The following is a 24,757-nucleotide window of genomic DNA, read 5'->3' on the forward strand; positions in this document are numbered from 1 at the left end:
CGTCAAAAAATTGAGGAGATTATACCTTTTTTCGGCGCAATCCCCAATTTTCTTCTACAAAATTTAATCCGTTCAGAAATAATTCTTTTTCTATTACTTCATCATCGCTTTAGCAAAGATTTTCGTTTGCGCATAAACAAAAAGCCTCAGAACGCAAAGTCCTGAGGGCTTTTCTCTATCTAATCGGTGGGCTAATGCTTCGATAAACTCAGCAACAGCCCACCTACAATTAACACAGATTACTCTTCCGATTCCATCTCTGCGTTTAATAACGCTGCGAGGCTTTGGGTTGCGTCGTCAGCGACGAACTCAAATTCTGCTTCAATGTCTGCATCAGTGGCAAAGCTGTTAGTTGGATTTGCAAAAGTTTCTGCAAAATCAACCGCTTGTCCTGCAGCTGCCGCAGCACGTTTTTCTGCACGTGCTTTGTGGTAAGCAAAACCTGTACCAGCTGGGATTAAACGACCTACGATAACGTTCTCTTTTAAGCCACGTAATTCGTCTTGTTTACCTGCAACGGCTGCTTCAGTAAGTACACGGGTAGTTTCTTGGAACGATGCCGCTGAGATAAATGATTCAGTCGCCAATGATGCTTTGGTAATACCAAGCAATTCACGTTCAAATTCTACCAACGGTTTGCCTTCGGCTGCACGTTTGCGGTTCGCAATTTTCACGCGTGCCACTTCGACTTGTTCCCCTTCGAGGAATTCAGAGTCGTAAGCGTTAGTGATAATCGCTTTACGCAACATTTGGCGAACGATCACTTCGATGTGCTTGTCGTTAATTTTTACCCCTTGTAAGCGGTAAACTTCTTGCACTTCGTTTACGATGTAGTTAGTTACCGCGTGTACGCCACGTAAGCGTAAGATGTCATGTGGCGTTTCTGCACCATCAGAGATCACATCACCACGTTGTACCATTTCGCCTTCAAATACGTTGAGCTGACGCCATTTTGGAATCATTTCTTCGTATGCTTCGCCCTCTGCAGGAGTGATTACTAAGCGGCGTTTACCTTTGGTTTCTTTACCGAATGAAACGATACCAGAGATTTCTGCCAAAATTGCTGGCTCTTTCGGTTTACGTGCTTCGAATAAGTCTGCTACGCGTGGAAGACCACCGGTAATATCTTTCGTACCCACAGATTCTTGTGGAATACGTGCTAATGCTTCACCCACTGCAATTTCTGCACCGTCGTCAAGCGTTACGATCGCTTTACCTGGTAAGAAATATTGTGCTGGTATGTCTGTGCCTGGGATTAAGATGTCGTTACCCTGTGCATCCACTAAACGTAATGCTGGACGTAAATCTTTACCTGCAGTTGCACGCTCACCCACATCTTGTACCACGATAGATGATAAACCTGTTAATTCATCAGTTTGACGAGTAACGGTTAAACCATCGACGATGTCGCTGAATTGAATGCGACCCGATACCTCTGAGATAACTGGCATGGTATGCGGATCCCAGTTTGCAACTACTTCTCCTACTGCCACTTCATCACCGTCGTGTTTAGAAAGCACTGCACCATAAGGGACTTTATAGTTCTCTTTGGTACGGCCAAAGGTGTCGATCACGGTTAATTCAGTGTTACGTGAAGTTAATACCAACTTACCATCCTTGTTAGTAACGAATTTCGCGTTTGCTAACTTGATCGTACCGTTGTTTTTCACTTGTACGCTAGACTCTTTGGCTGCTGCAGATGCCGCACCACCGATGTGGAACGTACGCATGGTTAACTGTGTACCTGGTTCACCGATTGATTGTGCTGCGATAACACCCACTGCTTCACCTTGGTTGATTAAGTGACCGCGAGCCAAGTCACGCCCGTAACATTTCGCACACACACCGAAGTCGGTATCACAAGTTACAACAGAACGTACTTTAATGCTATCAACAGAGTTCTCATCAATCACATCACACCATTTCTCATCGATTAAGGTGTTACGCGGAATTAATACTTCTTCTGAACCTGGTTTTAATACATCTTCAGCCGCTACACGACCTAATACTAATTCGCGTAATGGTACTTTTTCATCACCACCTTCAATGTGTGGCGTCATTACGATACCTTCTGAAGTACCACAATCGTCTTCGATGATTACTAAGTCTTGTGCTACATCTACTAAACGACGAGTTAAGTAACCAGAGTTCGCAGTTTTCAACGCCGTATCGGCAAGACCTTTACGCGCACCGTGGGTTGAAATAAAGTATTGAAGAACGTTCAAGCCTTCACGGAAGTTCGCCGTAATTGGGGTTTCGATGATCGAGCCATCTGGACGAGCCATCAAACCACGCATACCTGCTAACTGACGAATCTGAGCTGCAGAACCACGTGCACCAGAGTCTGCCATCATAAAGATGCTGTTGAATGAAGCTTGTTTTTCTGGGTTACCTTCACGGTTAATCACTTCTTCCGTAGAAAGGTTGTCCATCATCGCTTTTGCAACGCGTTCGTTCGCTGCTGCCCAAATATCGATTACTTTGTTATAACGTTCGCCTGCGGTTACTAAACCTGAGTTAAATTGCTCTTGGATCTCAGCAACTTCAGCTTCTGCTGCACGGATGATCTCTTCTTTTTGTGCTGGGATCACCATATCATTGATACCTACAGACGCACCAGAACGTGCCGCATATGCAAAACCTGTATACATTACTTGGTCAGCAAGTAATACAGACTCTTTCAAGCCTAAACGACGGTAGCATTCGTTGATCAGTTTAGAAATCGCTTTTTTACCTAACGTTTGGTTGAACAGTTTGTATGGCATACCTTTCGGTGCGATCATCCATAAAATTGCACGACCAACTGTAGTATCGATCAATGAAGTTTTCGGCTCAAATTCGCCCGCTTCATTCTTCACATATTCTGTAATACGTACTTTAACGCGTGAGTGTAACTCCGCTTGACCTGTGCGATAGGCTTTTTCCGCCTCGCGTGGGTCTAAGAAGTACATTCCTTCGCCTTTACCGTTGACTTTCTCACGAGTCATATAATACAAACCTAATACAACGTCTTGAGATGGAACGATAATTGGATCACCACTTGCTGGTGAAAGTACGTTGTTGGTTGACATCATTAACGCACGCGCTTCTAACTGCGCTTCTAACGTTAATGGTACGTGAACCGCCATTTGGTCACCATCGAAGTCCGCGTTGAACGCCGCACAAACAAGTGGGTGTAACTGGATTGCTTTACCTTCGATAAGGATTGGTTCGAACGCCTGAATACCTAAACGGTGAAGTGTTGGCGCACGATTAAGAAGAATCGGGTGTTCACGAATCACTTCTGCAAGAATATCCCATACGATTGGTTCTTCACGCTCAACCATTTTCTTCGCAGCTTTAATTGTTGAAGCAATGCTACGGTTTTCTAATTTTGAGTAAATAAATGGACGGAATAGTTCCAATGCCATTTTTTTCGGTAAACCACATTGATGAAGGCGTAAGTATGGGCCTACGGTAATTACCGAACGACCTGAATAGTCAACACGTTTACCTAATAAGTTTTGACGGAAACGACCTTGTTTACCTTTGATCATATCTGCCAAAGATTTTAATGGACGTTTGTTTGAACCTGTAATTGCACGACCACGACGACCGTTGTCTAATAACGCATCCACAGACTCTTGTAACATACGTTTTTCGTTACGTACGATGATATCTGGTGCTACTAGGTCTAATAAGCGTTTTAAACGGTTATTACGGTTGATCACACGACGGTATAAATCATTCAGATCTGATGTCGCAAAACGACCACCATCAAGTGGCACTAATGGACGTAAATCTGGTGGAAGCACTGGTAATACAGTCATTATCATCCACTCAGGTTTATTGCCAGATTGTTGGAAAGCTTCTAATAATTTTAAGCGTTTAGTGATTTTTTTACGTTTGGTTTCAGAGTTAGTCTCTTGTAACTCTTCACGCATCATTTCACATTGATGCTCTAAATCCATATCGCGTAATAACGCTTGGATACCTTCTGCACCCATTTTCGCATCGAACTCATCGCCCCAACGCTCTTCTGCATCAAGGAATTGTTCTTCAGTTAATAACTGACCTTTTTCTAAATCAGTCATACCAGGTTCTGTGACCACATAGCTTTCGAAATAAAGCACGCGTTCAATATCACGCAATGGCATATCTAAAATCAAACCGATACGGGACGGTAATGATTTTAAGAACCAGATGTGTGCCACAGGACAAGCTAATTCTATATGACCCATACGATCACGACGAACTTTAGTTTGGGTTACCTCAACGCCACATTTTTCACAAATCACACCACGGTGTTTTAAGCGTTTGTATTTACCACATAAACATTCGTAATCTTTTACTGGTCCGAAGATACGAGCACAGAAAAGACCATCACGCTCTGGTTTAAAGGTACGGTAGTTGATGGTTTCTGGTTTTTTCACTTCACCGAAAGACCAAGAACGGATCTTATCTGGTGAGGCTAAACCAATTTTAATTACATCAAAATCATCGTTTGATTTAGATTGTGCTTTTAAAAACTTAACTAAGTCTTTCACTTTTTGCCCCTAGTTTGAGGTTGTTTGTGTTTGGTGGGCAATGCCCACCTTATGAAATTTTGTCGATTGTAAGCGGTCGATTTTTGCAAAATGTTTGCGAAATTTCACCGCTTGTTGATGCCCCTACTTTTTGATCCCCCTCTTTTGTAAAGAGGGGGTAGGGGAGATTTAGCAGTAACCTAAACGGAGTTCCGAGGGAAAGTTAATATCACTATCAAATCTCCCTCCCAGTCCCTCTTTTCTAAAGAGGGGAGCTTTCTTTCTCCGTCAAAACTCAATTACGCCTCATCCAACTCCATATCAATCGCTAATGCACGGATTTCTTTGGTGATTACGTTGAACGACTCTGGAATACCTGGTTCCATATAGTGCGTGCCGTCCACGATGTTTTTATACATCTTCGTACGACCGTTCACGTCATCCGATTTCACGGTTAACATTTCTTGAAGTGTGTAAGCAGCACCATATGCTTCTAATGCCCAAACCTCCATCTCACCGAAACGCTGACCACCGAATTGTGCTTTACCACCAAGCGGTTGTTGTGTAACAAGACTATAAGAACCTGTTGAACGTGCGTGCATTTTGTCATCAACTAAGTGGTTCAATTTGAGCATATACATATAACCTACAGTTACAGGACGCTCGAATTTCTCCCCTGTGCGACCATCAAATAAGGTAATTTGACCTGATGTTGGTAAGCCGCCAAGCTCTAATAAGCCTTTGATTTCAGTTTCGTGCGCGCCGTCGAACACTGGTGTTGCAAGTGGTAAACCTTTACGGAGGTTTTGAGCTAAACGCATAATCTCTTCATCAGAGAAAGTGCTTAAATCCACTTTTTGTGAACCGTGGCCTAAGTCATACGCTTTTTGCATATATTCACGCAATTTCGCTACAGATTGTTGCTGTTTGATCATTGCGTTGATTTGGTCACCGATACCTTTCGCAGCTAAACCTAAGTGGGTTTCTAAAATCTGACCAATGTTCATACGAGATGGTACGCCCAATGGGTTCAATACGATTTCCACTGGCTGACCGTTTTCATCATACGGCATATCTTCAACTGGGTTAATTTTTGAGATAACCCCTTTGTTACCGTGACGACCCGCCATTTTATCCCCTGGTTGGATTTGGCGTTTCACCGCAAGGTACACTTTCACCACTTTCAACACGCCAGGCGCTAAATCGTCACCTTGGATAATCTTGTTACGTTTTATTTCAAGTTTACGTTCAAACTCTTTGCGTAACTCTTCGTGCTGTTCAGCAAGCTGTTCTAATTGGTTTTGTTTTGCTTCATCTTCTAAAGTTTGCTCTAACCATTTTTCGCGAGCCACTTTGTCTAATTCTGCTTCAGCCACGCCACCTTCAATTAAGAGGCTGCGAACACGGGTGAATAAGCCCGCTTCTAAGATCTCTAACTCTTCGGTTAAGTCTTTTTTCGCTTCACGAAGCTGCATTTCTTCGATTTCTAATGCACGTTTATCTTTTTCTACGCCATCACGAGTGAAGACTTGAACGTCGATAACCGTACCTGAAGTGCCGTTTGGCACGCGTAATGAAGAATCTTTCACGTCAGACGCTTTTTCACCGAAGATCGCACGGAGAAGTTTCTCTTCAGGGGTTAATTGGGTTTCGCCTTTAGGGGTTACTTTACCGACTAAGATGTCGCCACCTTTGACTTCCGCACCCACATAAACGATACCTGATTCATCTAGTTTGCTTAATGCAGATTCACCTACGTTTGGAATATCGGCTGTGATCTCTTCTGCACCTAATTTGGTATCACGTGCCACACAAGATAACTCTTGAATGTGGATTGTCGTAAAGCGGTCTTCTTGAACCACACGCTCAGACACTAACATTGAGTCTTCGAAGTTATAACCATTCCAAGGCATGAATGCCACGCGAATGTTTTGACCTAATGCCAATTCACCTAAATCTGTTGAAGGACCATCAGCAAGAATCTCACCACGAGCTACTGGTTCGCCCAAGTTCACACAAGGAATTTGGTTGATACAGGTGTTTTGGTTTGAACGGGTATATTTAATTAAGTTGTAGATGTCGATACCTGCTTCACCTGGGATAGTTTCATCTTCGTTTACTTTCACCACGATACGTGATGCGTCAACGTATTGTACTAAACCACCACGTTTTGCAACTACCGCGACACCAGAGTCTAGGGCGATTGGTTTTTCCATACCCGTACCGACTAATGGTTTGTCCGCACGTAATGTTGGAACTGCTTGACGTTGCATGTTCGCTCCCATCAACGCACGGTTCGCATCGTCATGCTCAAGGAACGGAATCAATGCTGCCGCAACCGATACCACTTGTTGAGTTGAAATGTCCATATAGTGAACATCTTCAGGTTTATATAAACCAGATTCGCCTTGTTCACGGCAGGTTACATAAGTATCGGTAAAGCAGAACTCTTCGTCTAAGTTTGAGTTCGCCTGTGCAATCACGTATTTACCTTCTTCAATCGCAGATAAATACTCAATATCTTCGGTTACTTGACCATTCACTACTTTACGGAATGGGGTTTCTAAGAAGCCATAGTTATTAGTACGTGCATACACAGAAAGTGAGTTGATCAAACCGATGTTTGGACCCTCTGGGGTTTCGATTGGACATAAACGACCATAGTGGGTTGGGTGTACGTCTCGAACCTCAAAGCCTGCACGTTCACGGGTTAAACCACCTGGGCCAAGTGCAGAGATACGACGTTTATGTGTTACCTCTGAAAGCGGGTTATTTTGGTCCATAAATTGCGAAAGTTGTGATGAACCGAAGAACTCTTTCACTGCCGCAGAAATTGGTTTCGCATTGATTAAATCTTGTGGGGTTACACCGTCTAAATCGCCTAAAGATAAACGCTCACGCACTGCACGTTCTACACGTACTAAACCAATACGGAATTGGTTTTCTGCCATCTCACCCACAGAGCGGATACGACGGTTACCTAAGTGGTCGATATCATCTACTTCGCCACGGCCATTACGGATTTCGATGAGTTTCTTCATCACACCGATGATATCATCGTTGCTTAATACGCCAGAACCTTCGCCTTCTGCAATGCCTAAAGAGCGGTTAAATTTCATACGACCTACAGCTGATAAGTCATAACGATCTGCAGAGAAGAACATATTATCGAATAAGCCTTCTGCCGCTTCTTTTGTTGGTGGCTCGCCAGGACGCATCATACGATAGATTTCCACTAAGGCCGATAAGCGGTCGTAAGTTGGATCTACACGTAACGTTTCAGAAATGTAAGGCCCGTGGTCTAAATCGTTGGTGAATAATACTTCGATCTCTTTATAGCCTGCCTGTGAAAGGTTCGCTAGCATTTCTAAAGAGATTTCCATATTCGCAGGACAGATAATCTCTCCATCTTCTAAATTCACGTAATCTTTCGCAGACACTTTACCCACGATGTATTCCACTGGTACATCAATTTTGGTCACACCTGCTTTCACTAAATCGCGCGTGTGTTTTGCCGTAATACGACGACCTTTTTCTACGTAAACTTTACCGTCTGCTTCAATGTCGAATAACGCCGTTTCACCACGTAAACGCTCTGGCACAAGTTCCATTTGTAACTTGTTATCGCCTGAAACGGTAAATTTCACTTTTTCGAAGAACATCGAAAGGATTTCTTCCGTGGTGTAGCCTAAGGCACGAAGAATAATCGTGGCAGGTAATTTACGACGACGGTCGATACGTGCATATAAGTTATCTTTTGGATCGAACTCAAAGTCTAACCAAGAACCACGGTAAGGAATAATACGTGCGTTATAAAGCACTTTACCTGAAGAGTGGGTTTTACCTTTGTCAGAATCGAAGAACACACCAGGGCTACGGTGTAATTGTGAAACGATAACACGCTCAGTACCATTGATCACGAAAGTACCGTTATCGGTCATCAATGGGATTTCGCCCATATACACATTCTGTTCTTTAATATCTTTTACCGTGCCTGCTGCAGCTTCGCGGTCAAAAGTCACTAAACGTAATTTCACGCGTAATGGCGCGGCATAGGTTGTGCCACGAATTTGGCATTCACGCACATCAAAAACAGGCTCGCCAAGTTCGTAAGAAACGTATTGTAATTCTGTTGCACCGTTGTTGCTCACAATTGGGAATACAGAACGGAATGCCGCTTCTAAACCTTGTTGTCCTTCTGAATCTTGTTGAATAAATTTCTCGTAAGAATCAAGTTGGAGAGTTAATAGATAAGGTACGTTCAAAACTTGTGGACGTTTGCCAAAGCTCTTACGAATACGCTTTTTCTCGGAATATGAGTATGCCATTTGTAGATAGCCTCTGATTTTTATGTATTTGGTTGAGATTTCACAATCCACACGAGAAAACTCGGCAGGAAGTGGCATTGTTAATTGTTAGTACGATGTGTCATTTTCCTTTTTCCTCTCTTGAGTCAAAAATCACTACTGCAAGCGGTTAAAAAGGGGAAGGAATTTGCAAATTCAGTCACTAAAATGACAAAGTTAACCGAATTTTCTAAAAGCACAAAAGGCTGACGATCATTCGTCAGCCGAAAATTATGCAAAAATGGTTGAAGATTATAAAAGCTTTTTGCTTTTTTAGCAATTTTTTTGCGAAAATTTGAGCGATTAAAGTTCTATTTATCAGAAGAATATTTATTTCCTATACCACCGCCCAAAACTCCACCAGTTGCACCAATAACGCCCTTGCCACCTGCAACGCCTAAGCCACCAACAGCTTTAGCACCACCGCCAATTTTAGCTAATGAAGCACTTTTGAGAGCTGCTCCGCTTAACGTATTAATTGCCGTGCCTGTACTTGCCGTGCCTAACACACCGCTTGCACCTAGTGTTGCTGCGATTGTTGGTGCTGCAACGATTGCAGTTGCTACACCTGCTGCTGCAACTGCCACTGTTGTTACAGTCGGATTTTCTTTTGCAAAATCCGAAACAGCATCTGCGACATCACTTACTGTTTCAACTGTTGCTGAAATCCCATCCCCAACAAGATCAACGCTTTTTTCAATGGTGCTGAAAGTAACATCTAATGTTCCCATTGCAACATCGCCTACTGTTGAAACTGCACTTTCTACTGTATCTGACACAAAATCTGCCGCATCTGATACTGTATCAAAAATATCATCAAGCCATCCCATATTTAAACCCTCTAATTAAACGTTAATCAGTATTGTTTTAGTTGTTATGTCAATAACAACTAACGGAAGTATACTTCCTTGCAAAATTCAACCTAAATCCCACCGCTTCCCCCTCAACAATTTTGTGATCTCCCTCCCTAATTCCGTCTTTCTTGCTCGACAAGCGGTCTGATTTCGCCCAAAATTGGCAAATCTTTTCCTATAAACTACAGGACGTGATGATGGAAAAACGCCACGAGCTGATTTTAGATTACCTTAAAGAGTATGAAGAAGCAGGGTCTGCCGAACTTGCCGAGAATTTAGGGGTATCAATTGAAACTATCCGACGCGATTTAAACAAACTCGCTGACCAAAACAAACTCTATCGCACGCACGGGGGAGCAATGAGTTTGCAAAGCCAGAACATCGGGCAATCTTTTTCTACCCGCAAGAAATCCCACAATGACGGTAAAAAACATATTGCTGAGCTGATTCGCAAGCATATTTTTGAAGATGCAGTGATTGTGCTTGATGCCAGCTCAACTGCGTGGTACATAGCCCAACGCTTACCCAACATTCCGTGCAAAATTATCACAAGCTCTATGCGGATAATCCATTCGCTTGCCCATAAACCACATATCGAAACAATTGCCACAGGCGGAATTTATTCCGAAAAATACGATGCCTTTTATGGCCCTTTTTCCGAACATCTTTTCTCACGCTTACATATTGATATCGCAATTTTCTCGTGCACAGGAATTTATGAAGGAGCAATTTGGGAATCTAACCAACTCAATTTACCGTTTAAACGCAAAGTACTTGCAATGAGCAAGCAAAAATTTCTAGTGGCAGATCATTCCAAAATTGAGCGTAAGGATGTGTTTAGACTATGCGATTTACAAGAAGTAGATAAGCTGTTTACAGATAAGCCATTAACATGCGAAATTTTGACAGATTATCAAGCAAGAACGGAGGTGGTTTGGGCGATTTAGCTGTTTAGCCTGAAATAGCACAACATAAACCTAGCCCTTTCAATTGTGATCAACGCTCTTTTACGAGGGAAGACACAGTAAAAGGACTAAGATATTTCTGATTATCATGGTTATGGTCGTGGCGATGACTTTGACGGGTTGTGGCTCGACTAGATGTGAAGACATTCACAGCAATCAAAAAATATCTTGTACCAACCTTGTAATGTTGAATAGATAAATTTTCAACCACTGGAAGAAATTCTAGCGGTTGTTTTTTAGCAATTTGTAAAGATAAACTATGCCCGTTTCCGCCACTTTGGAGCGAAAACGGGTATTCAACTTCCCTCCCAATCTACTAAAAAGCGGTTATTTTTGTGATCTCGTTCACAAAACTGAACATAAAATGGCGTTTTTATTCAAAAATTGGTTTCCCTGTGAATAATAAAAAACAGAAATTTTCTTTATTCAACCAATCAGGAGAAATGCTATGACTGCTTTGAAATCCACTCCCGTGAAAATTGGTATCCGCCCAACCATCGACGGTCGCCGTTTAGGAGTGCGTGAATCACTCGAAGATCAAACAATGAATATGGCGAAAGCTGTGGCGAAATTAATTAGCTCAGAAGTTCGTCATACTAATGGCGATTTCGTGGAATGCGTAATCGCAGACAGCTGCATCGGTGGCGTGGCAGAATCTTCCGCTTGTGCCGAAAAATTTAAACGTGAGAATGTCGGTGCGGTGATTACGGTGACCCCTTGCTGGTGCTATGGTTCTGAAACCATTGATATGGATCCACACACACCAAAAGCAATTTGGGGTTTCAACGGTACAGAACGCCCAGGGGCAGTTTACCTCGCTGCCGCCCTTGCTGGTCATAACCAACTTGGTTTACCTGCCTTCTCTATTTACAGCCATGAAGTGCAAGAAGCTGACGACCAAACTATTCCAGCGGATGTGCGTGAAAAATTATTACGTTTTGCCCGTGCTGGTTTAGCGGTTGCCACTTTACGCGGTAAATCTTACCTCTCTATCGGATCTGTTTCGATGGGTATTGCAGGTTCTATTGTGAACCAACCATTCTTCCAAGAATACTTGGGCATGCGTAACGAATACGTGGATATGTCTGAAATTACCCGCCGTATCGACCGTGGCATTTACGACTACGAAGAGTATGAATTAGCACTTAAATGGGCTAACGAATACTGCATTGACGGTGTTGATGTAAACGCACCAGAAAATCAAATGAATGCGGAAGAAAGAGCGGAGTTACGTAAAACTTTAATCAAAATGACCATCATCGCACGCGATTTAATGGTCGGTAATCCAAAATTGGCTGAACTCAACTTTGGCGAAGAAGCGTTAGGCCACAATGCGATTGCAGCAGGTTTCCAAGGTCAACGTCATTGGACAGACCATCGTCCAAATGGCGACTTTATGGAAGCGATGTTGAACTCAACTTACGACTGGAATGGTGTACGTTCTCCATACATTCTTGCCACTGAAAATGACAGCTTAAATGCCGTAAATATGTTGTTCGGTAACCTTTTAACTGGTCAAGCTCAAATCTTTGCTGACGTACGTACTTACTGGAGTGAAGACTCAGTAGAACGTGTAACTGGCTGGCGCCCAGAAAACGGTTTCATTCACTTAATCAACTCTGGTTCTGCCGCATTAGATGGTACAGGTCAACACCAAGACAAAGATGGCAATCCTGTAGTGAAACCAGCTTGGGAAGTGACTGAGGCAGACGGCAAACGCTGCTTAGAAAATACTCGTTGGTGTCCTGCTGTGTATGAATACTTCCGTGGGGGCGGTTTATCTTCTCAATACCTCACCAAAGGTGGTATGCCATTTACCATGCACCGCATTAACTTTATCAAAGGCGTAGGCCCTGTTCTTCAAATTGCAGAAGGTTGGTCAATTGAGTTACCTGAAAATGTACACGACATCTTAAATAAACGTACCAATGAAACTTGGCCAACGACTTGGTTCGTACCTCGCCTAAATGGTAAAGGTGCATTCAAAGATGTGTATTCTGTGATGGCAAACTGGGGTGCAAACCACTGTGTAGCCACTTACGGACATGTTGGTGCAGACTTAATTACCTTAGCTTCTATGCTTCGTATTCCAGTTAATATGCATAACGTGGAAGAAAAAGATGTCTTCCGTCCAAGTGCATGGAATATGTTTGGTCAAGATAAAGAAGGTCAAGACTACCGTGCTTGTGCGAACTTTGGACCGCTTTATAAATAGGAACAATCCTTAGGGTGTGTGGATTGGTGAAATCCACGCACGTTTTACAAAACCTATAAAAAAATCGACCGCTTGCGTGCGTGAACATTGTTCACACACCCTACAAACAAGGAGATAACCATGGCAATTGCATTTATCTTCGACTGTGGTGCAACCAACCTTCGCACCATTGCTATTGATGATACAGGGAAGATTTTAAGTGCTCACCATCTACCCAATAACACTCAACCTGGGGTAGAAAATCCAGATTATCACATCTGGGCGATTGATGAAATTTGGGGCAAATTGCTCACCTGTGCGAAACAAACCTTAGCAGAATTAAGCCCAGAACAACGTCAGCAAATTGTGGGCATTTCCGTGACCACCTTTGGCGTGGATGGTGCGTTATTTGACAAACAGGGCAACCAACTTTATCCGATTATTTCGTGGAAATGCCCACGTACCTTACCAATTATGACAAGCCTCGCAAATTACATTGATGTAGAAAAACTTTATCAACGTAATGGTGTAGGACATTACAGCTTTAATACCCTATTCAAACTGCTCTGGCTTAAACAGCATCAACCTGAGGTTTATACCAAAGCAAATAGTTTTATGTTTATTTCGTCTATCTTGACCTATCGTTTAACTGGCGTGCAAAGCACAGACCGCACAATGGCAGGGACTTCTATGATGACTTGTATTGAGCAAGATGCTTGGGACGACGAAGTATTGAATTTATTGGGCTTGAGCAAAGAGCATTTCCCACCAATGAAAAGTGCAGGTGAGGTCATTGGCGGATTAAAAGCGGATCTTGCAGTTGAGTTAGGCTTGAGTGCTGATATTCCTGTGATTTCTTGCGGACACGATACTCAATTTGCGATTTTTGGATCAGGAGCAGATTATAACCAACCTGTTTTAAGCTCGGGGACTTGGGAAATTTTGATGGCTCGTACTCAACAAGCAAAACCAGAATGGCAGTTTGCACAACATGGTTTAACCATTGAATTTGATAGTCAAGCGGGCTGCTTCAATCCTGGTGTGCAATGGGTAGCTTCGGGCATTATGGAATGGCTTGGCAAACGCTTCTTTACTGAAGTGGCTGGCACGGATGCTTATTATCGTACGATGATTGATGAAGCTCGTGCCATTCCCGCGGGGGCAAATGGTGTAAAACTTATTGGGAATTTTGATGGTACAACCAATCAAATGGGATCAATCGTTGGGCTTTCAATGCATACCAAACGAGGAGAAATTTACCGTGCAGGTTTGGAATATATGGCTTACCGCCTAAAAGATGGCTTACAGCTCTTGCAAAAAGTAGGCAACTTCAATGCTGAAAGTTTAATTTGCGTAGGTGGTGGTTCGAAAAATGCCCTTTGGAATCAAATCCGTGCCGATGTGCTGAATTGTCCAGTTGATGTGGTGGATTTCCCGGAAACCACGGTTTTAGGTGCGGCGATGTTTACTTTCTTCGGTGCAGGGCAATTTAACTCGCCATTAGCCGCACAACAAGCAATGAAACCAAGTGTGACAAGAGTTGAGCCCTCAGAAAACAGCCAGTATTACAAATAAATAATAAAAGGAGACACCCTATGTTAAAAGGCATCCACCCTGCAATTTCCCCAGAATTACTAAAAACCTTAGCAGAAATGGGACATGGCGATGAATTGGTCCTTTCTGATGCTCACTTTCCAGCACACCAATTACATCACAAAGTAATTCGTGCTGATGGTGTTGACATCCCAACTTTATTGCTTGGCATTACCCCGCTGTTTGAATTCGACCAATACATTGAAGCACCATTAGCAATGATGCAAGCAGTAGAAGGAGATAACCTCGATCCAAGCGTAGAAGCTCGTTATTTAGAAGCTATCAAAAAAATTAACGGCACTGCACCAAAAGTAGAACGCGTCGAACGCTTTGCTTTTTATGAGCGTGCTAAAAAAACTTATGCCGTAGTAATCACAGGCGAAACTGCCAAATATGGCAATGTGATTATTAAGAAAGGCGTTACGCCTGTGGAATAACCCTACAAGCGGTTAAAAATCTTAGAAATTTTACTAATCTTACAATAAAAAGGTGATCAAATGAACCGACTAGAACTTTCCGAAAAAATTATTCATACCTGTTTAGAAATGACTCGTCTTGGTTTAAACCAAGGCACAGCAGGCAATGTGAGCGTACGTTATAAAGACGGTATGCTCATCACGCCGACAGGGAAACCGTACGAACTCACTCGCCCAGAAGATATTGTTTACGTAGATAACAACGGTAAACACGAAGAAGGCAAACTTCCTTCAAGCGAATGGCAATTCCATTTAGCGGTTTACCAAGCACGCCCAGAAGCGAATGCAGTAGTACATAACCACGCGAAAAACTGTGCAGGGCTTTCTATTCTCGAAAAACCGATTCCGCCAATTCACTATATGATTGCAGTTGGTGGGACAGATCATATTCCTTGCGTACCTTATGCTACTTTCGGCACCCATGAATTAGCTGATTATGTCCGCGAAGGGATTAAAGAAAGCAAAGCTATTTTACTTTCACATCACGGTTTAATTGCTTGTGAAGAAAACCTTGATAAAGCCTTATGGTTAGCTCATGAGGTTGAAGTGTTAGCTTCATGGTATTTACAACTTTTAGCAACAGGCTTAGATATTCCGCTTCTTAACAAAGATCAAATGGCAGTTGTGCTTGAAAAATTTAAATCTTACGGATTACGTATTGAAGAATAATCCAAGGCAGTTCATATCTACTTAATATAAGGAAAATCTTATGAGCACCAAAGTTTTAGAAAAAAAATATCTCGTCCCTTTCATTTTAATTACGAGTTTATTTGCTCTATGGGGATTTGCGAATGATATTACCAACCCAATGGTTGCCGTATTCCAAACCGTAATGGAAATTCCAGCATCTGAAGCCGCACTAGTACAATTTGCCTTCTATGGCGGTTACGGCACAATGGCAATCCCTGCCGCACTTTTTGCCAGCCGATATAGCTATAAAGCCGGCATTATGTTGGGGTTAGTACTCTATGCGATTGGTGCCTTCTTATTCTGGCCTGCCGCAAAATATGAAGTGTTCAATTTCTTCTTAATTTCACTTTATATCTTAACTTTCGGCTTGGCTTTCTTAGAAACCACAGCAAACCCTTATATTCTAGCTATGGGCGATCCACAAACTGCAACTCGTCGTTTAAACTTTGCACAATCTTTCAACCCACTAGGCTCAATTACAGGGATGTTCGTTGCCTCTCAATTAGTACTGACTAATTTAGAATCAGACAAACGCGATGCTGCAGGTAACTTAATTTTCCATACGCTTTCAGAAGCAGAAAAAATGGGTATTCGTACTCATGACTTAGCTGAAATTCGTGACCCTTATGTAGCACTAGGTTTTGTGGTAGTTGCCGTGCTTGTCATCATCGGTCTTTATAAAATGCCAGCAGTAAAAGTAGAAGAAGTTGCTCGTATCTCATTTAAAGAATCTTTTGGTCGCCTAATTCAAAAAGCGAAATATCGTGAAGGTGTGATTGCACAAGTATTCTATGTGGGTGTGCAAATCATGTGTTGGACATTCATCGTACAATACGCTGAGCGTTTAGGTTTCACTAAAGCGGAAGGTCAAAACTTTAACATTATTGCGATGGGTATCTTCATTGTGAGCCGTTTTATCAGCACCAGTTTAATGAAATATCTTAAAGCTGAATTTATGTTAATGCTCTTTGCTATCGGCGGATTCTTCAGCATCCTAGGTGTCATTTTCATCGACGGAGTATGGGGTTTATATTGCTTAATCTTAACTTCAGGCTTTATGTCTCTCATGTTCCCAACTATCTACGGTATCGCTTTAGATGGCTTGAAAGAAGAATCAACTTTAGGTGCAGCAGGTTTAGTAATGGCGATTGTAGGCGGTGCGTTAATGCCACCTCTACAAGGTATGATCATTGACCAAGGCGTTGTTATGGGCATCCCAGCTGTAAACTTCTCATTCATCTTACCTCTTATCTGTTTTGTGGTAATTACTATCTACGGTTACAGATGCTGGAAAGTCTTAAAATAAATTTCTGATGGCACAGGATGTGCCATCTTCCCCTCTTCTTTAATTTGTAAAATCATGGAGTCTATTATGGCTAATCGAATCATTCTTAATGAAACCAGTTATCATGGTACAGGCGCGATTGGACATCTTGTTGATGAAGTACGCAGTCGCCAATTTAAAAAAGCTTTTGTCGTAACTGATAAAGAATTAGTGAAATTCAAAGTTGTTGAGAAAGTTACCCGCTTGTTAGATGAAGCAGGCTTACCTTACGAGATCTTTGATGAAGTAAAAGCCAATCCAAGCGTAAAGGTGATTAAGCAAGGCGTAGCAAAATTTAAAGCCAGCGGTGCGGATTACTTAATTGCTATTGGTGGCGGTTCACCAATTGATAGCTCAAAAGCGATTGGGATTATTATCGATAACCCTGAATTTAGTGACGTATTATCACTGGAAGGTGTAGCGCCAACGCGTAATAAATGTGTACCGATTATCGCTATTCCAACTACCGCAGGGACTGCTGCTGAAGTGACAATTAACTACGTTATTACTGATGAAGAGAGAAAACGCAAATTCGTTTGTGTTGACGTGCATGATGTTCCAATTGTTGCATTAGTCGATCCAGAAATGATGAGCAGTATGCCAAGAGGCTTAACCGCAGCAACTGGTATGGACGCCTTAACTCATGCCATTGAAGGTTACACTACCAAAGCTGCTTGGGCATTAACCGATGCATTACACTTAGAAGCAATCCGCTTGATCTCTAGCTCCTTACGCGGTGCGGTAGAAAACACCAAAGAAGGCCGTGAAGGTATGGCTCTCGGTCAATATGTTGCAGGCATGGGCTTCTCAAATGTGGGATTAGGTATTGTACATAGTATGGCTCATCCTCTTTCAGCTTACTACGACACACCACACGGCATTGCAAATGCGGTGTTATTACCTTATGTTTTAGCATTCAATGCACCAGCAACAGGTGAGAAATTCCGTGAAATTGCACGTGCAATGGGCGTTAAAGGCGTTGATGACATGAGCCAAGAAGAGTATCGTCAAGCAGCGATTAACGCGGTAAAACAACTTTCACACGATGTTGGCATTCCTGAAAAATTACATATGATTGGCGTGAAAGAAGAGGACTTAGTTGCCCTTTCTCAAGATGCGTTGAAAGATGTATGTACAGGCGGCAACCCGCGTGATTGTACAGCAGAAGAGATCCTAGAAATCTACAAAACTGCCTTTTAATTAGAACTATAATAAATACACAACTCCGTATTGCCCGATTATTTGTCGTGTTTGAATAATCGGGCTTTTTTGTGACTGCGTTTTATTGACACCCTCTCTCCATCTGCCTATCATTCCTGCATTACTGATATATTTTACGGAATAAAACTATGACCAACAAAACCGCTCAACTTAAACAAGCTCTAGAAAATCGTATTCTCATTTTAGACGGTGCGATGGGGACGATGATCCAAAAATATAAACTGACAGAAGCCGATTTTAGAGGCGAGAAGTTTAAGGAAAGTGCGGTCGATTTACGCGGTAATAATGATTTACTGACATTAACTCAGCCACTGCTAATTTCCGCTATTCATGAGAAATATTTAGCAGCGGGTGCAGATATTATTGAAACCAATACTTTTAGTTCAACTACGATTGCTCAAGCGGATTACGACTTGCAATCTATCGCTTATGAACTCAATTTTGTTGGCGCAAAATTAGCTCGTTTGGCAACAGATAAATATAGCACACCAGAAAAACCTCGCTTTGTCGCGGGCGTGTTAGGGCCAACAAACCGTACAGCCTCCATTTCACCAGACGTAAATGATCCTGGTTTCCGTAATGTGACTTTTATGGAATTGGTGGATGCTTATGCCCAAGCAACAAAAGGCTTAATTGAAGGCGGTGCGGATTTAATTATGATCGAAACCATTTTCGATACGCTTAATGCTAAAGCGGCAGTTTTTGCCATTGAAAGCGTATTCGAAGAATTAGGCGTGGAATTGCCAATCATGATTTCTGGCACCATTACTGATGCTTCAGGACGAACTCTTTCTGGGCAGACTACCGAGGCTTTCTATAACTCCCTCCGTCACGCTAAACCACTGACATTCGGATTGAACTGTGCGCTAGGCCCGAAAGAACTTCGCCAATATGTTGAACAACTATCTAAAATCAGCGAAACCTATGTTTCCGTCCACCCAAATGCTGGCTTACCAAATGCCTTTGGTGGCTACGATTTAGGGGCAGAAGAGATGGCTGCTCACTTAAAAGAGTGGGCTGAAAGTGGCTTTGTAAACATTATCGGTGGTTGTTGTGGTACCACACCGGAACACATTAAAGCCTTTGCCGAGTCGGTAGAAAACATCCCGCCACGCAAGTTGCCACAAATCAAAACAGCAATGCGTTTGTCAGGTTTAGAACCTCTCAATATTGATGATGAAAGCCTATTCGTGAACGTGGGCGAACGTAATAACGTGACAGGTTCGGCGAAATTTAAGCGTTTAATTAAAGAAGATAAATTTGCCGAAGCCATTGAAATTGCTATCGACCAAGTAGAAAACGGAGCGCAAGTGATCGACGTGAATATGGACGAAGCCTTGCTCGATGGCAAAAAATGCATGACCCGTTTCCTCAACATTATGGCGACGGAACCCGATGCGGCCAAAGTGCCAGTGATGATTGACTCGTCTAAATGGGAAGTGATTGAGGCTGGCTTGCAGTCAGTACAAGGTAAACCAATCGTTAACTCTATTTCCTTAAAAGAAGGTGAGGAAAAATTTATCCATCAGGCTAAATTGGTGCGTAAATACGGTGCAGCCGTTGTGGTGATGGCATTTGATGAAGTGGGGCAAGCCGATACCGAAGAGCGTAAAGTGGAAATCTGTACCCGTGCCTATAACATCTTAGTCGAGCAAGTTGGCTTCCCGCCAGAAGACATCATTTTTGACCCAAATATTTTCGCCATCGGCACAGGGATTGAGGAACACAGCAATTACGGCGTGGATTTCATTAACGCCACAGGTCGTATTAAACGTACCCTACCACACGCGAAAATCTCGGGCGGGGTGTCGAATGTGTCTTTCTCATTCCGTGGTAACAATGTGATGCGTGAAGCCATTCATGCCGTCTTCCTCTATCACGCGATCAAACAAGGCATGGATATGGGAATTGTGAATGCAGGACAGCTCGCGATTTACGATGATCTTGATCCGGAATTACGCAATGTGATTGAAGACGCCGTCTTAAACCGCACGCCGGATGGCACAGAGCGTTTATTGGATATTGCGGAAAAATATCGCAACCAAGGCAACGATGAAAGTGCGGTAGATTCCGTCGCTGAATGGCGCACGTGGCCTGTGGAAGAACGCTTAAAACACGCACTCGTGAAAGGGATTACTACGCATATCATCGAAGATACCGAAGAGGCGCGCCAAAAATTGCCAACGCCGTTAGAGGTGATCGAAGGCCCGCTTATGGCTGGCATGGACGTAGTGGGCGATTTATTCGGCGACGGCAAAATGTTCCTCCCACAAGTGGTGAAATCGGCGCGCGTGATGAAACAATCCGTGGCGTACTTAGAGCCGTTTATCAACGCCACCAAACAAAAAGGCTCCAGCAACGGCAAAGTGGTGATCGCCACCGTGAAAGGCGACGTGCATGACATCGGCAAAAACATCGTGAGCGTGGTGTTGCAATGTAATAACTTTGAAGTGATCGACTTAGGCGTGATGGTGCCGGCGGATAAAATCATTCAAACCGCCATTGATGAAAAAGCGGATATTATCGGCTTGAGCGGTTTGATTACGCCATCTTTAGACGAAATGGAATACTTCCTTGGCGAAATGACGCGTTTAGGGTTGAACTTGCCGGTGTTGATCGGCGGTGCAACCACATCTAAAGAACATACTGCGATTAAACTTTATCCAAAATACAAGCAACATGGTGTGTTCTATACCTCTAATGCATCAAGAGCGGTAACGGTTTGCGCAACTTTGATGAACCCGGAAGGCCGTGCGGCATTATGGGAACAATTCAAGAAAGATTACGAAAAAATCCAACAATCTTTTGCCAATCGCAAACCTCTGCGTAAACAACTCAGTATTGAAGAAGCACGCGCCAACCGTTTTGACGGCTTTAGTGGCGAATGGGCGGATTATGTGCCACCAACACCAAAACAAACGGGCATTGTCGAATTTAAAAACGTACCAATTGCCGAACTGCGCAAATTTATCGACTGGTCACCATTCTTCCGTATTTGGGGCTTGATGGGCGGCTACCCTGATGCCTTTGATTATCCGGAAGGCGGTGAAGAAGCACGAAGAGTGTGGAATGATGCACAAGTGGTATTGGATGAATTAGAACAAAACCACAAACTCAACCCAAGCGGTATTTTAGGCATCTTCCCTGCGGAACGTGTGGGCGACGATGTGGTGCTATTTTCTGATGAAGAACGTACGCAAACCATTGGTACGGCTTACGGCTTACGCCAACAAACGGAACGTGGTAAAAACAGCAAAAGCCCGTTTAACTTTGCCCTAAGTGACTTTATTGCCGATCGCGAAAGCGGCAAAAAAGACTGGATGGGGATGTTCGCCGTCTGTGCGGGTATTGAAGAAATGGCATTAGTGGAAGGCTATAAAGCAGCGGGCGATGACTACAATGCTATCTTGCTACAGGCTGTGGGCGACCGCCTCGCCGAAGCAATGGCGGAATATCTGCACTTTGAGCTACGCACCCGCATTTGGGGCTACACGCAAGAAGAATTCGACAATCAAGGTTTAATCAATGAAAACTATGTCGGCATCCGCCCTGCACCTGGTTACCCAAGCTGTCCAGAACATACGGAAAAAGCCTTGATTTGGGATTTATTAGAAGTGGAACAACGCATCGGCATGAAACTCACCGAAAGCTACGCCATGTGGCCTGCCGCTTCCGTCTGCGGCTGGTACTTCACCCACCCTGCAAGTAACTATTTCACTTTAGGTCGCATCGATGAAGACCAAGCTCAAGATTATGCCAAACGTAAAGGCTGGGATGAGAGAGAGATGTTGAAATGGTTGGGTGTGGCGATGAAGTAGGGAATAATAAAACCTCAGGTAACAAATAGGAATTTAAACTATAGATGCCACGTTTTACGTTAAATATAATACTATTTTACGAACTTTATACATAGAACTAAGGAAATAAATATGACTAAAATCAGACTTGAAATAGCGGTTTTGAATATTGCAATGCACAATCATGACAAAGGTGAGCTATCTTATGAAAATTTATTTCATACATTAAATAACGATGATGTTGAAGCTCAGTTAGACGAAACTCATGCGGCTTGTATAGGTGAATTAAATGTAAGCAAGCAATATGGAGAACAACGTTACTTTCTTGGTCAAATATATAAGTATGCCAAAATAGATCCCGAACGAGATTGTTTGAATACTAGAACTAAGAAAGCTGCAACTGATGAAGAGAAAAAATCATTAATTGTGCCAAAGCATTTAAGACCACATTTTGTCAAAATTCCATTTGTTTTTATTCCAAAAGGTCATAGATTGTACATTCAAACAAAGCATAAGCAGAACCTATTTGGAATTACGAAAGCTAAAAAATTATTTGAGTTATTAATTCAAAGTAAAGAAATTTCTCAAAAATTTGGGGATATAGAAGTTACTATTGAACCTGATTCAGCAGAGGTAGAAAGACTAATTAATAGAAACGATATTGATAAGTTAATTGTAGATATTGTTCGACCTAATCCTGATGATATTGGTTGTGTAGAACAAACTTTATTAGAAAAAATGAAGAAACGTAACCTTAAAAAAACAAAGAACTGAATATATATCAACTAAAGAGGAAAATTTAGTTCTCGATGAGGATTTAAAAGCAGAAATTAAAATTGCAGCCTCTAATGGGAAAGTTGTTGCCGAAGGAGTAAATGTTGAGAATGAAAAATGGAAAATTTCTACAGAAGAAACTAATCTAGTTATTAAAACTTCGTATGAGGCTGATAGAAATGAAGAAAATAGAGGAGAAGATCCTGCAGAAAAACGCTTAATAGAAACAGCATTTGATACTCACAATGAGATAATTAAATAGGATTTATAATATGGCTAAAAGGTTAAAAGCTAGCTATAAAGATAGCTATGAAATATTCCAATATTATTGGAATACTTATGGTGGTTGGAGAGCATTATTAAGTTCGCCTTATCTACATGTAGCTTTCTTTTTACTTTTTCTAACTCACCATCAATGGATGTCAAGAGATTGGTGGAATCAAAGCTTATCAATACTTCCAAATCTCCTAGGATTTTCATTAGGTGGCTTTGCTATCTTTCTTGGCTTAGGTGACGAACAATTTAGAGCAATTTTAGCTGAAAAAGATGATCGGGAGAGAAACTCAGCCTATACTTTAGTATCAGCTACATTTGTTCATTTTATATTAATTCAAGCGTTGGGAATTATTTTTGCCTTATTAGCAAAATCACTGGCATATCAACCAAATTGGTTACCTGATAGCTATATGATCTATTTTTCTGTAATTACACCTATATTTTGGGGGCTTGGTTATTTATTTTTACTTTATTCAATAACATCTATGATGGCAGTAGTTATGGCAATATTTAGATGTACTAAATGGTATGAAAAATATCAAGAAATCCATAGTAAAGATAAGTAACTCTACCGATGCCATTTCTCTCTGATGGCGCAAGCGTCCTCGATTGTGCCTATCAACTAAAAGTGCGGTCAAAAAATCCAAAGGATTTTGAATATTGTTTTTACCAACAGCTTATGGGTAAAATTCACAATGTTTTTATTAAATAGCACCAGCGTGGACGCTGGCTCTATCTTTCTTTATTAGCACAATCTGTTACGCACGCTTCCCAGCGTGTGCCTAATTCCAACAAAAACACTTCAAAAATCAACCGCACTTTAATTTAATTTCCAAGGCAAACGCTAGGAAACGCGCAGCGACATAAGCATTAAACACAAAAAGTGCGGTGAAAATTTTCAGTATTTTTAGATTTATTGCAACAACCAATCCACCACATAAATCACTTCAATCCCATCAATCTCTTTTTGTTCGTAATATTTCCCGGTAATTAAGATCTTTTTATAGTTATCTTTAATATACAAAAGATTATCGGTTTCGTGGGTATTTTCAGGGATTTCAACATATAAAATCTCATCGGCTTTTCGGGCGATAACATCAATTTCTTTACTGTCGAGTTTACCGACATCTACGGTATAACCTTACCCTACTTTTTACATTATAATTACGCTATCATACCCACCTTTAATTTTTCTCGTAAAGTATTATGTTCAACAAATTCAAACTAGCCTTAATCGGCATTACATTAGCGACGCTTTTTGGCTGTACAACAACGCCTAACAAGCAACAGCAAAAAAAATCTGCTCAAGCACTATATCTGAAAGAAGAGATTACACAGTCGGAATTAAATAACCCGAAAGATTACAAACGCTATTACTATGTTTGTAAACATGCTGTGACAGGAGAACGATCATCACTAACCACCTATTTTCCCCTTTCACGCGAGAGCCGAAAAAAAGAGAATTTTGGTATCTATTTTCAGCTAAATGGTGGGAAAGCTGTGCCGTTCGATCATATTCACAATAGAGAATTAAATGCTCGCGGAACGCGTTTCGAGGTTATTTATCGTTCATATTACCCAATTCAAGGAAGCACCATTGAGCTTGTAGCACGCCAACATGGTTCAACTTACTACAAAATTTATCAAGGTCAGCGAATAGATTGGTTGAATTGTAAAGGTGGCTAACATTAGTCAATAAAAAAGCGGTGAAATTTGCAGAATGTTTTGCAAATCTCACCGCT

At 42.0% G+C, this 24,757-nt stretch carries 15 protein-coding genes and 1 pseudogene; 12 read left to right on the forward strand and 4 right to left on the reverse strand.

Annotated features, from left to right (window positions below; genetic code table 11):
* Positions 1-239 precede the first annotated feature (239 nt).
* The 3 genes from rpoC to B0184_RS02905 all read right to left on the reverse strand — a co-directional run bounded on the left by rpoC (position 240) and on the right by B0184_RS02905 (position 9,681).
* Entirely contained in the window at positions 240-4,526 is a 4,287-nt protein-coding gene (gene rpoC / locus B0184_RS02895; RefSeq protein ID WP_005709524.1) for a DNA-directed RNA polymerase subunit beta', read from the reverse strand.
* A 278-nt stretch (positions 4,527-4,804) separates the two neighbouring features.
* Positions 4,805-8,833, reverse strand: a complete 4,029-nt coding sequence (gene rpoB, locus B0184_RS02900; protein ID WP_039851581.1) for a DNA-directed RNA polymerase subunit beta — start codon at positions 8,831-8,833, stop codon at positions 4,805-4,807.
* Positions 8,834-9,162: 329 nt separating this feature from the next.
* Entirely contained in the window at positions 9,163-9,681 is a 519-nt protein-coding gene (locus tag B0184_RS02905; protein ID WP_005709514.1) for a hypothetical protein, read from the reverse strand.
* Positions 9,682-9,902: 221 nt separating this feature from the next.
* Between B0184_RS02905 and B0184_RS02910 the strand changes: the two genes are divergently transcribed.
* The 11 genes from B0184_RS02910 to B0184_RS02960 all read left to right on the forward strand — a co-directional run bounded on the left by B0184_RS02910 (position 9,903) and on the right by B0184_RS02960 (position 23,581).
* A complete protein-coding gene (locus B0184_RS02910; protein WP_005709531.1) occupies positions 9,903-10,652 on the forward strand; it encodes a DeoR/GlpR family DNA-binding transcription regulator in 750 nt (249 codons plus the stop codon).
* Between the two features lie 466 nt (positions 10,653-11,118).
* Positions 11,119-12,885 carry an L-fucose isomerase gene (fucI, locus tag B0184_RS02915; RefSeq protein ID WP_005709492.1) on the forward strand — a complete coding sequence of 589 codons (1,767 nt, stop codon included), beginning with the start codon at positions 11,119-11,121 and terminating at the stop codon, positions 12,883-12,885.
* A gap of 120 nt (positions 12,886-13,005) precedes the next feature.
* Entirely contained in the window at positions 13,006-14,439 is a 1,434-nt protein-coding gene (gene fucK, locus B0184_RS02920) for an L-fuculokinase (RefSeq protein WP_005709529.1), read from the forward strand.
* 20 nt (positions 14,440-14,459) lie between these two features.
* The gene (gene fucU, locus B0184_RS02925; RefSeq protein ID WP_005709431.1) at positions 14,460-14,894 is read left to right on the forward strand and encodes an L-fucose mutarotase; all 435 of its coding nucleotides are present in this window, start codon (positions 14,460-14,462) and stop codon (positions 14,892-14,894) included.
* 60 nt (positions 14,895-14,954) lie between these two features.
* The gene (gene fucA, locus B0184_RS02930) at positions 14,955-15,602 is read left to right on the forward strand and encodes an L-fuculose-phosphate aldolase (protein ID WP_005709426.1); all 648 of its coding nucleotides are present in this window, start codon (positions 14,955-14,957) and stop codon (positions 15,600-15,602) included.
* Between the two features lie 40 nt (positions 15,603-15,642).
* A complete protein-coding gene (fucP, locus tag B0184_RS02935) occupies positions 15,643-16,929 on the forward strand; it encodes an L-fucose:H+ symporter permease (RefSeq protein ID WP_005709414.1) in 1,287 nt (428 codons plus the stop codon).
* A 66-nt stretch (positions 16,930-16,995) separates the two neighbouring features.
* On the forward strand, positions 16,996-18,147 hold the full coding sequence (gene fucO / locus B0184_RS02940) for a lactaldehyde reductase (RefSeq protein WP_005709476.1): 1,152 nt from the start codon (positions 16,996-16,998) through the stop codon (positions 18,145-18,147).
* A 149-nt stretch (positions 18,148-18,296) separates the two neighbouring features.
* Positions 18,297-21,986: a methionine synthase gene (gene metH, locus B0184_RS02945; RefSeq protein WP_005709384.1), complete on the forward strand. Its 3,690-nt coding sequence runs from the start codon at positions 18,297-18,299 to the stop codon at positions 21,984-21,986.
* A gap of 111 nt (positions 21,987-22,097) precedes the next feature.
* A complete protein-coding gene (locus tag B0184_RS02950) occupies positions 22,098-22,739 on the forward strand; it encodes a DUF4747 family protein (protein WP_005709413.1) in 642 nt (213 codons plus the stop codon).
* A gap of 4 nt (positions 22,740-22,743) precedes the next feature.
* A complete protein-coding gene (locus B0184_RS10840; RefSeq protein WP_078177607.1) occupies positions 22,744-23,001 on the forward strand; it encodes a DUF4747 family protein in 258 nt (85 codons plus the stop codon).
* Between the two features lie 10 nt (positions 23,002-23,011).
* Positions 23,012-23,581, forward strand: a complete 570-nt coding sequence (locus B0184_RS02960; RefSeq protein WP_005709482.1) for a hypothetical protein — start codon at positions 23,012-23,014, stop codon at positions 23,579-23,581.
* A 347-nt stretch (positions 23,582-23,928) separates the two neighbouring features.
* Here B0184_RS02960 and B0184_RS10810 read toward each other — a convergent pair.
* Positions 23,929-24,156: pseudogene (locus B0184_RS10810) on the reverse strand (hypothetical protein); the annotation flags it as partial.
* Positions 24,157-24,221: 65 nt separating this feature from the next.
* Here B0184_RS10810 and B0184_RS02970 point away from each other — a divergent pair.
* Complete coding sequence (locus tag B0184_RS02970) at positions 24,222-24,701, forward strand: hypothetical protein (RefSeq protein WP_005709562.1); 480 nt, start codon at positions 24,222-24,224, stop codon at positions 24,699-24,701.
* The last annotated feature ends 56 nt before the right edge of the window (positions 24,702-24,757 follow it).

Source organism: Haemophilus paraphrohaemolyticus (assembly GCF_002015045.1).
GTDB classification, from domain to species: domain Bacteria; phylum Pseudomonadota; class Gammaproteobacteria; order Enterobacterales; family Pasteurellaceae; genus Haemophilus_A; species Haemophilus_A paraphrohaemolyticus.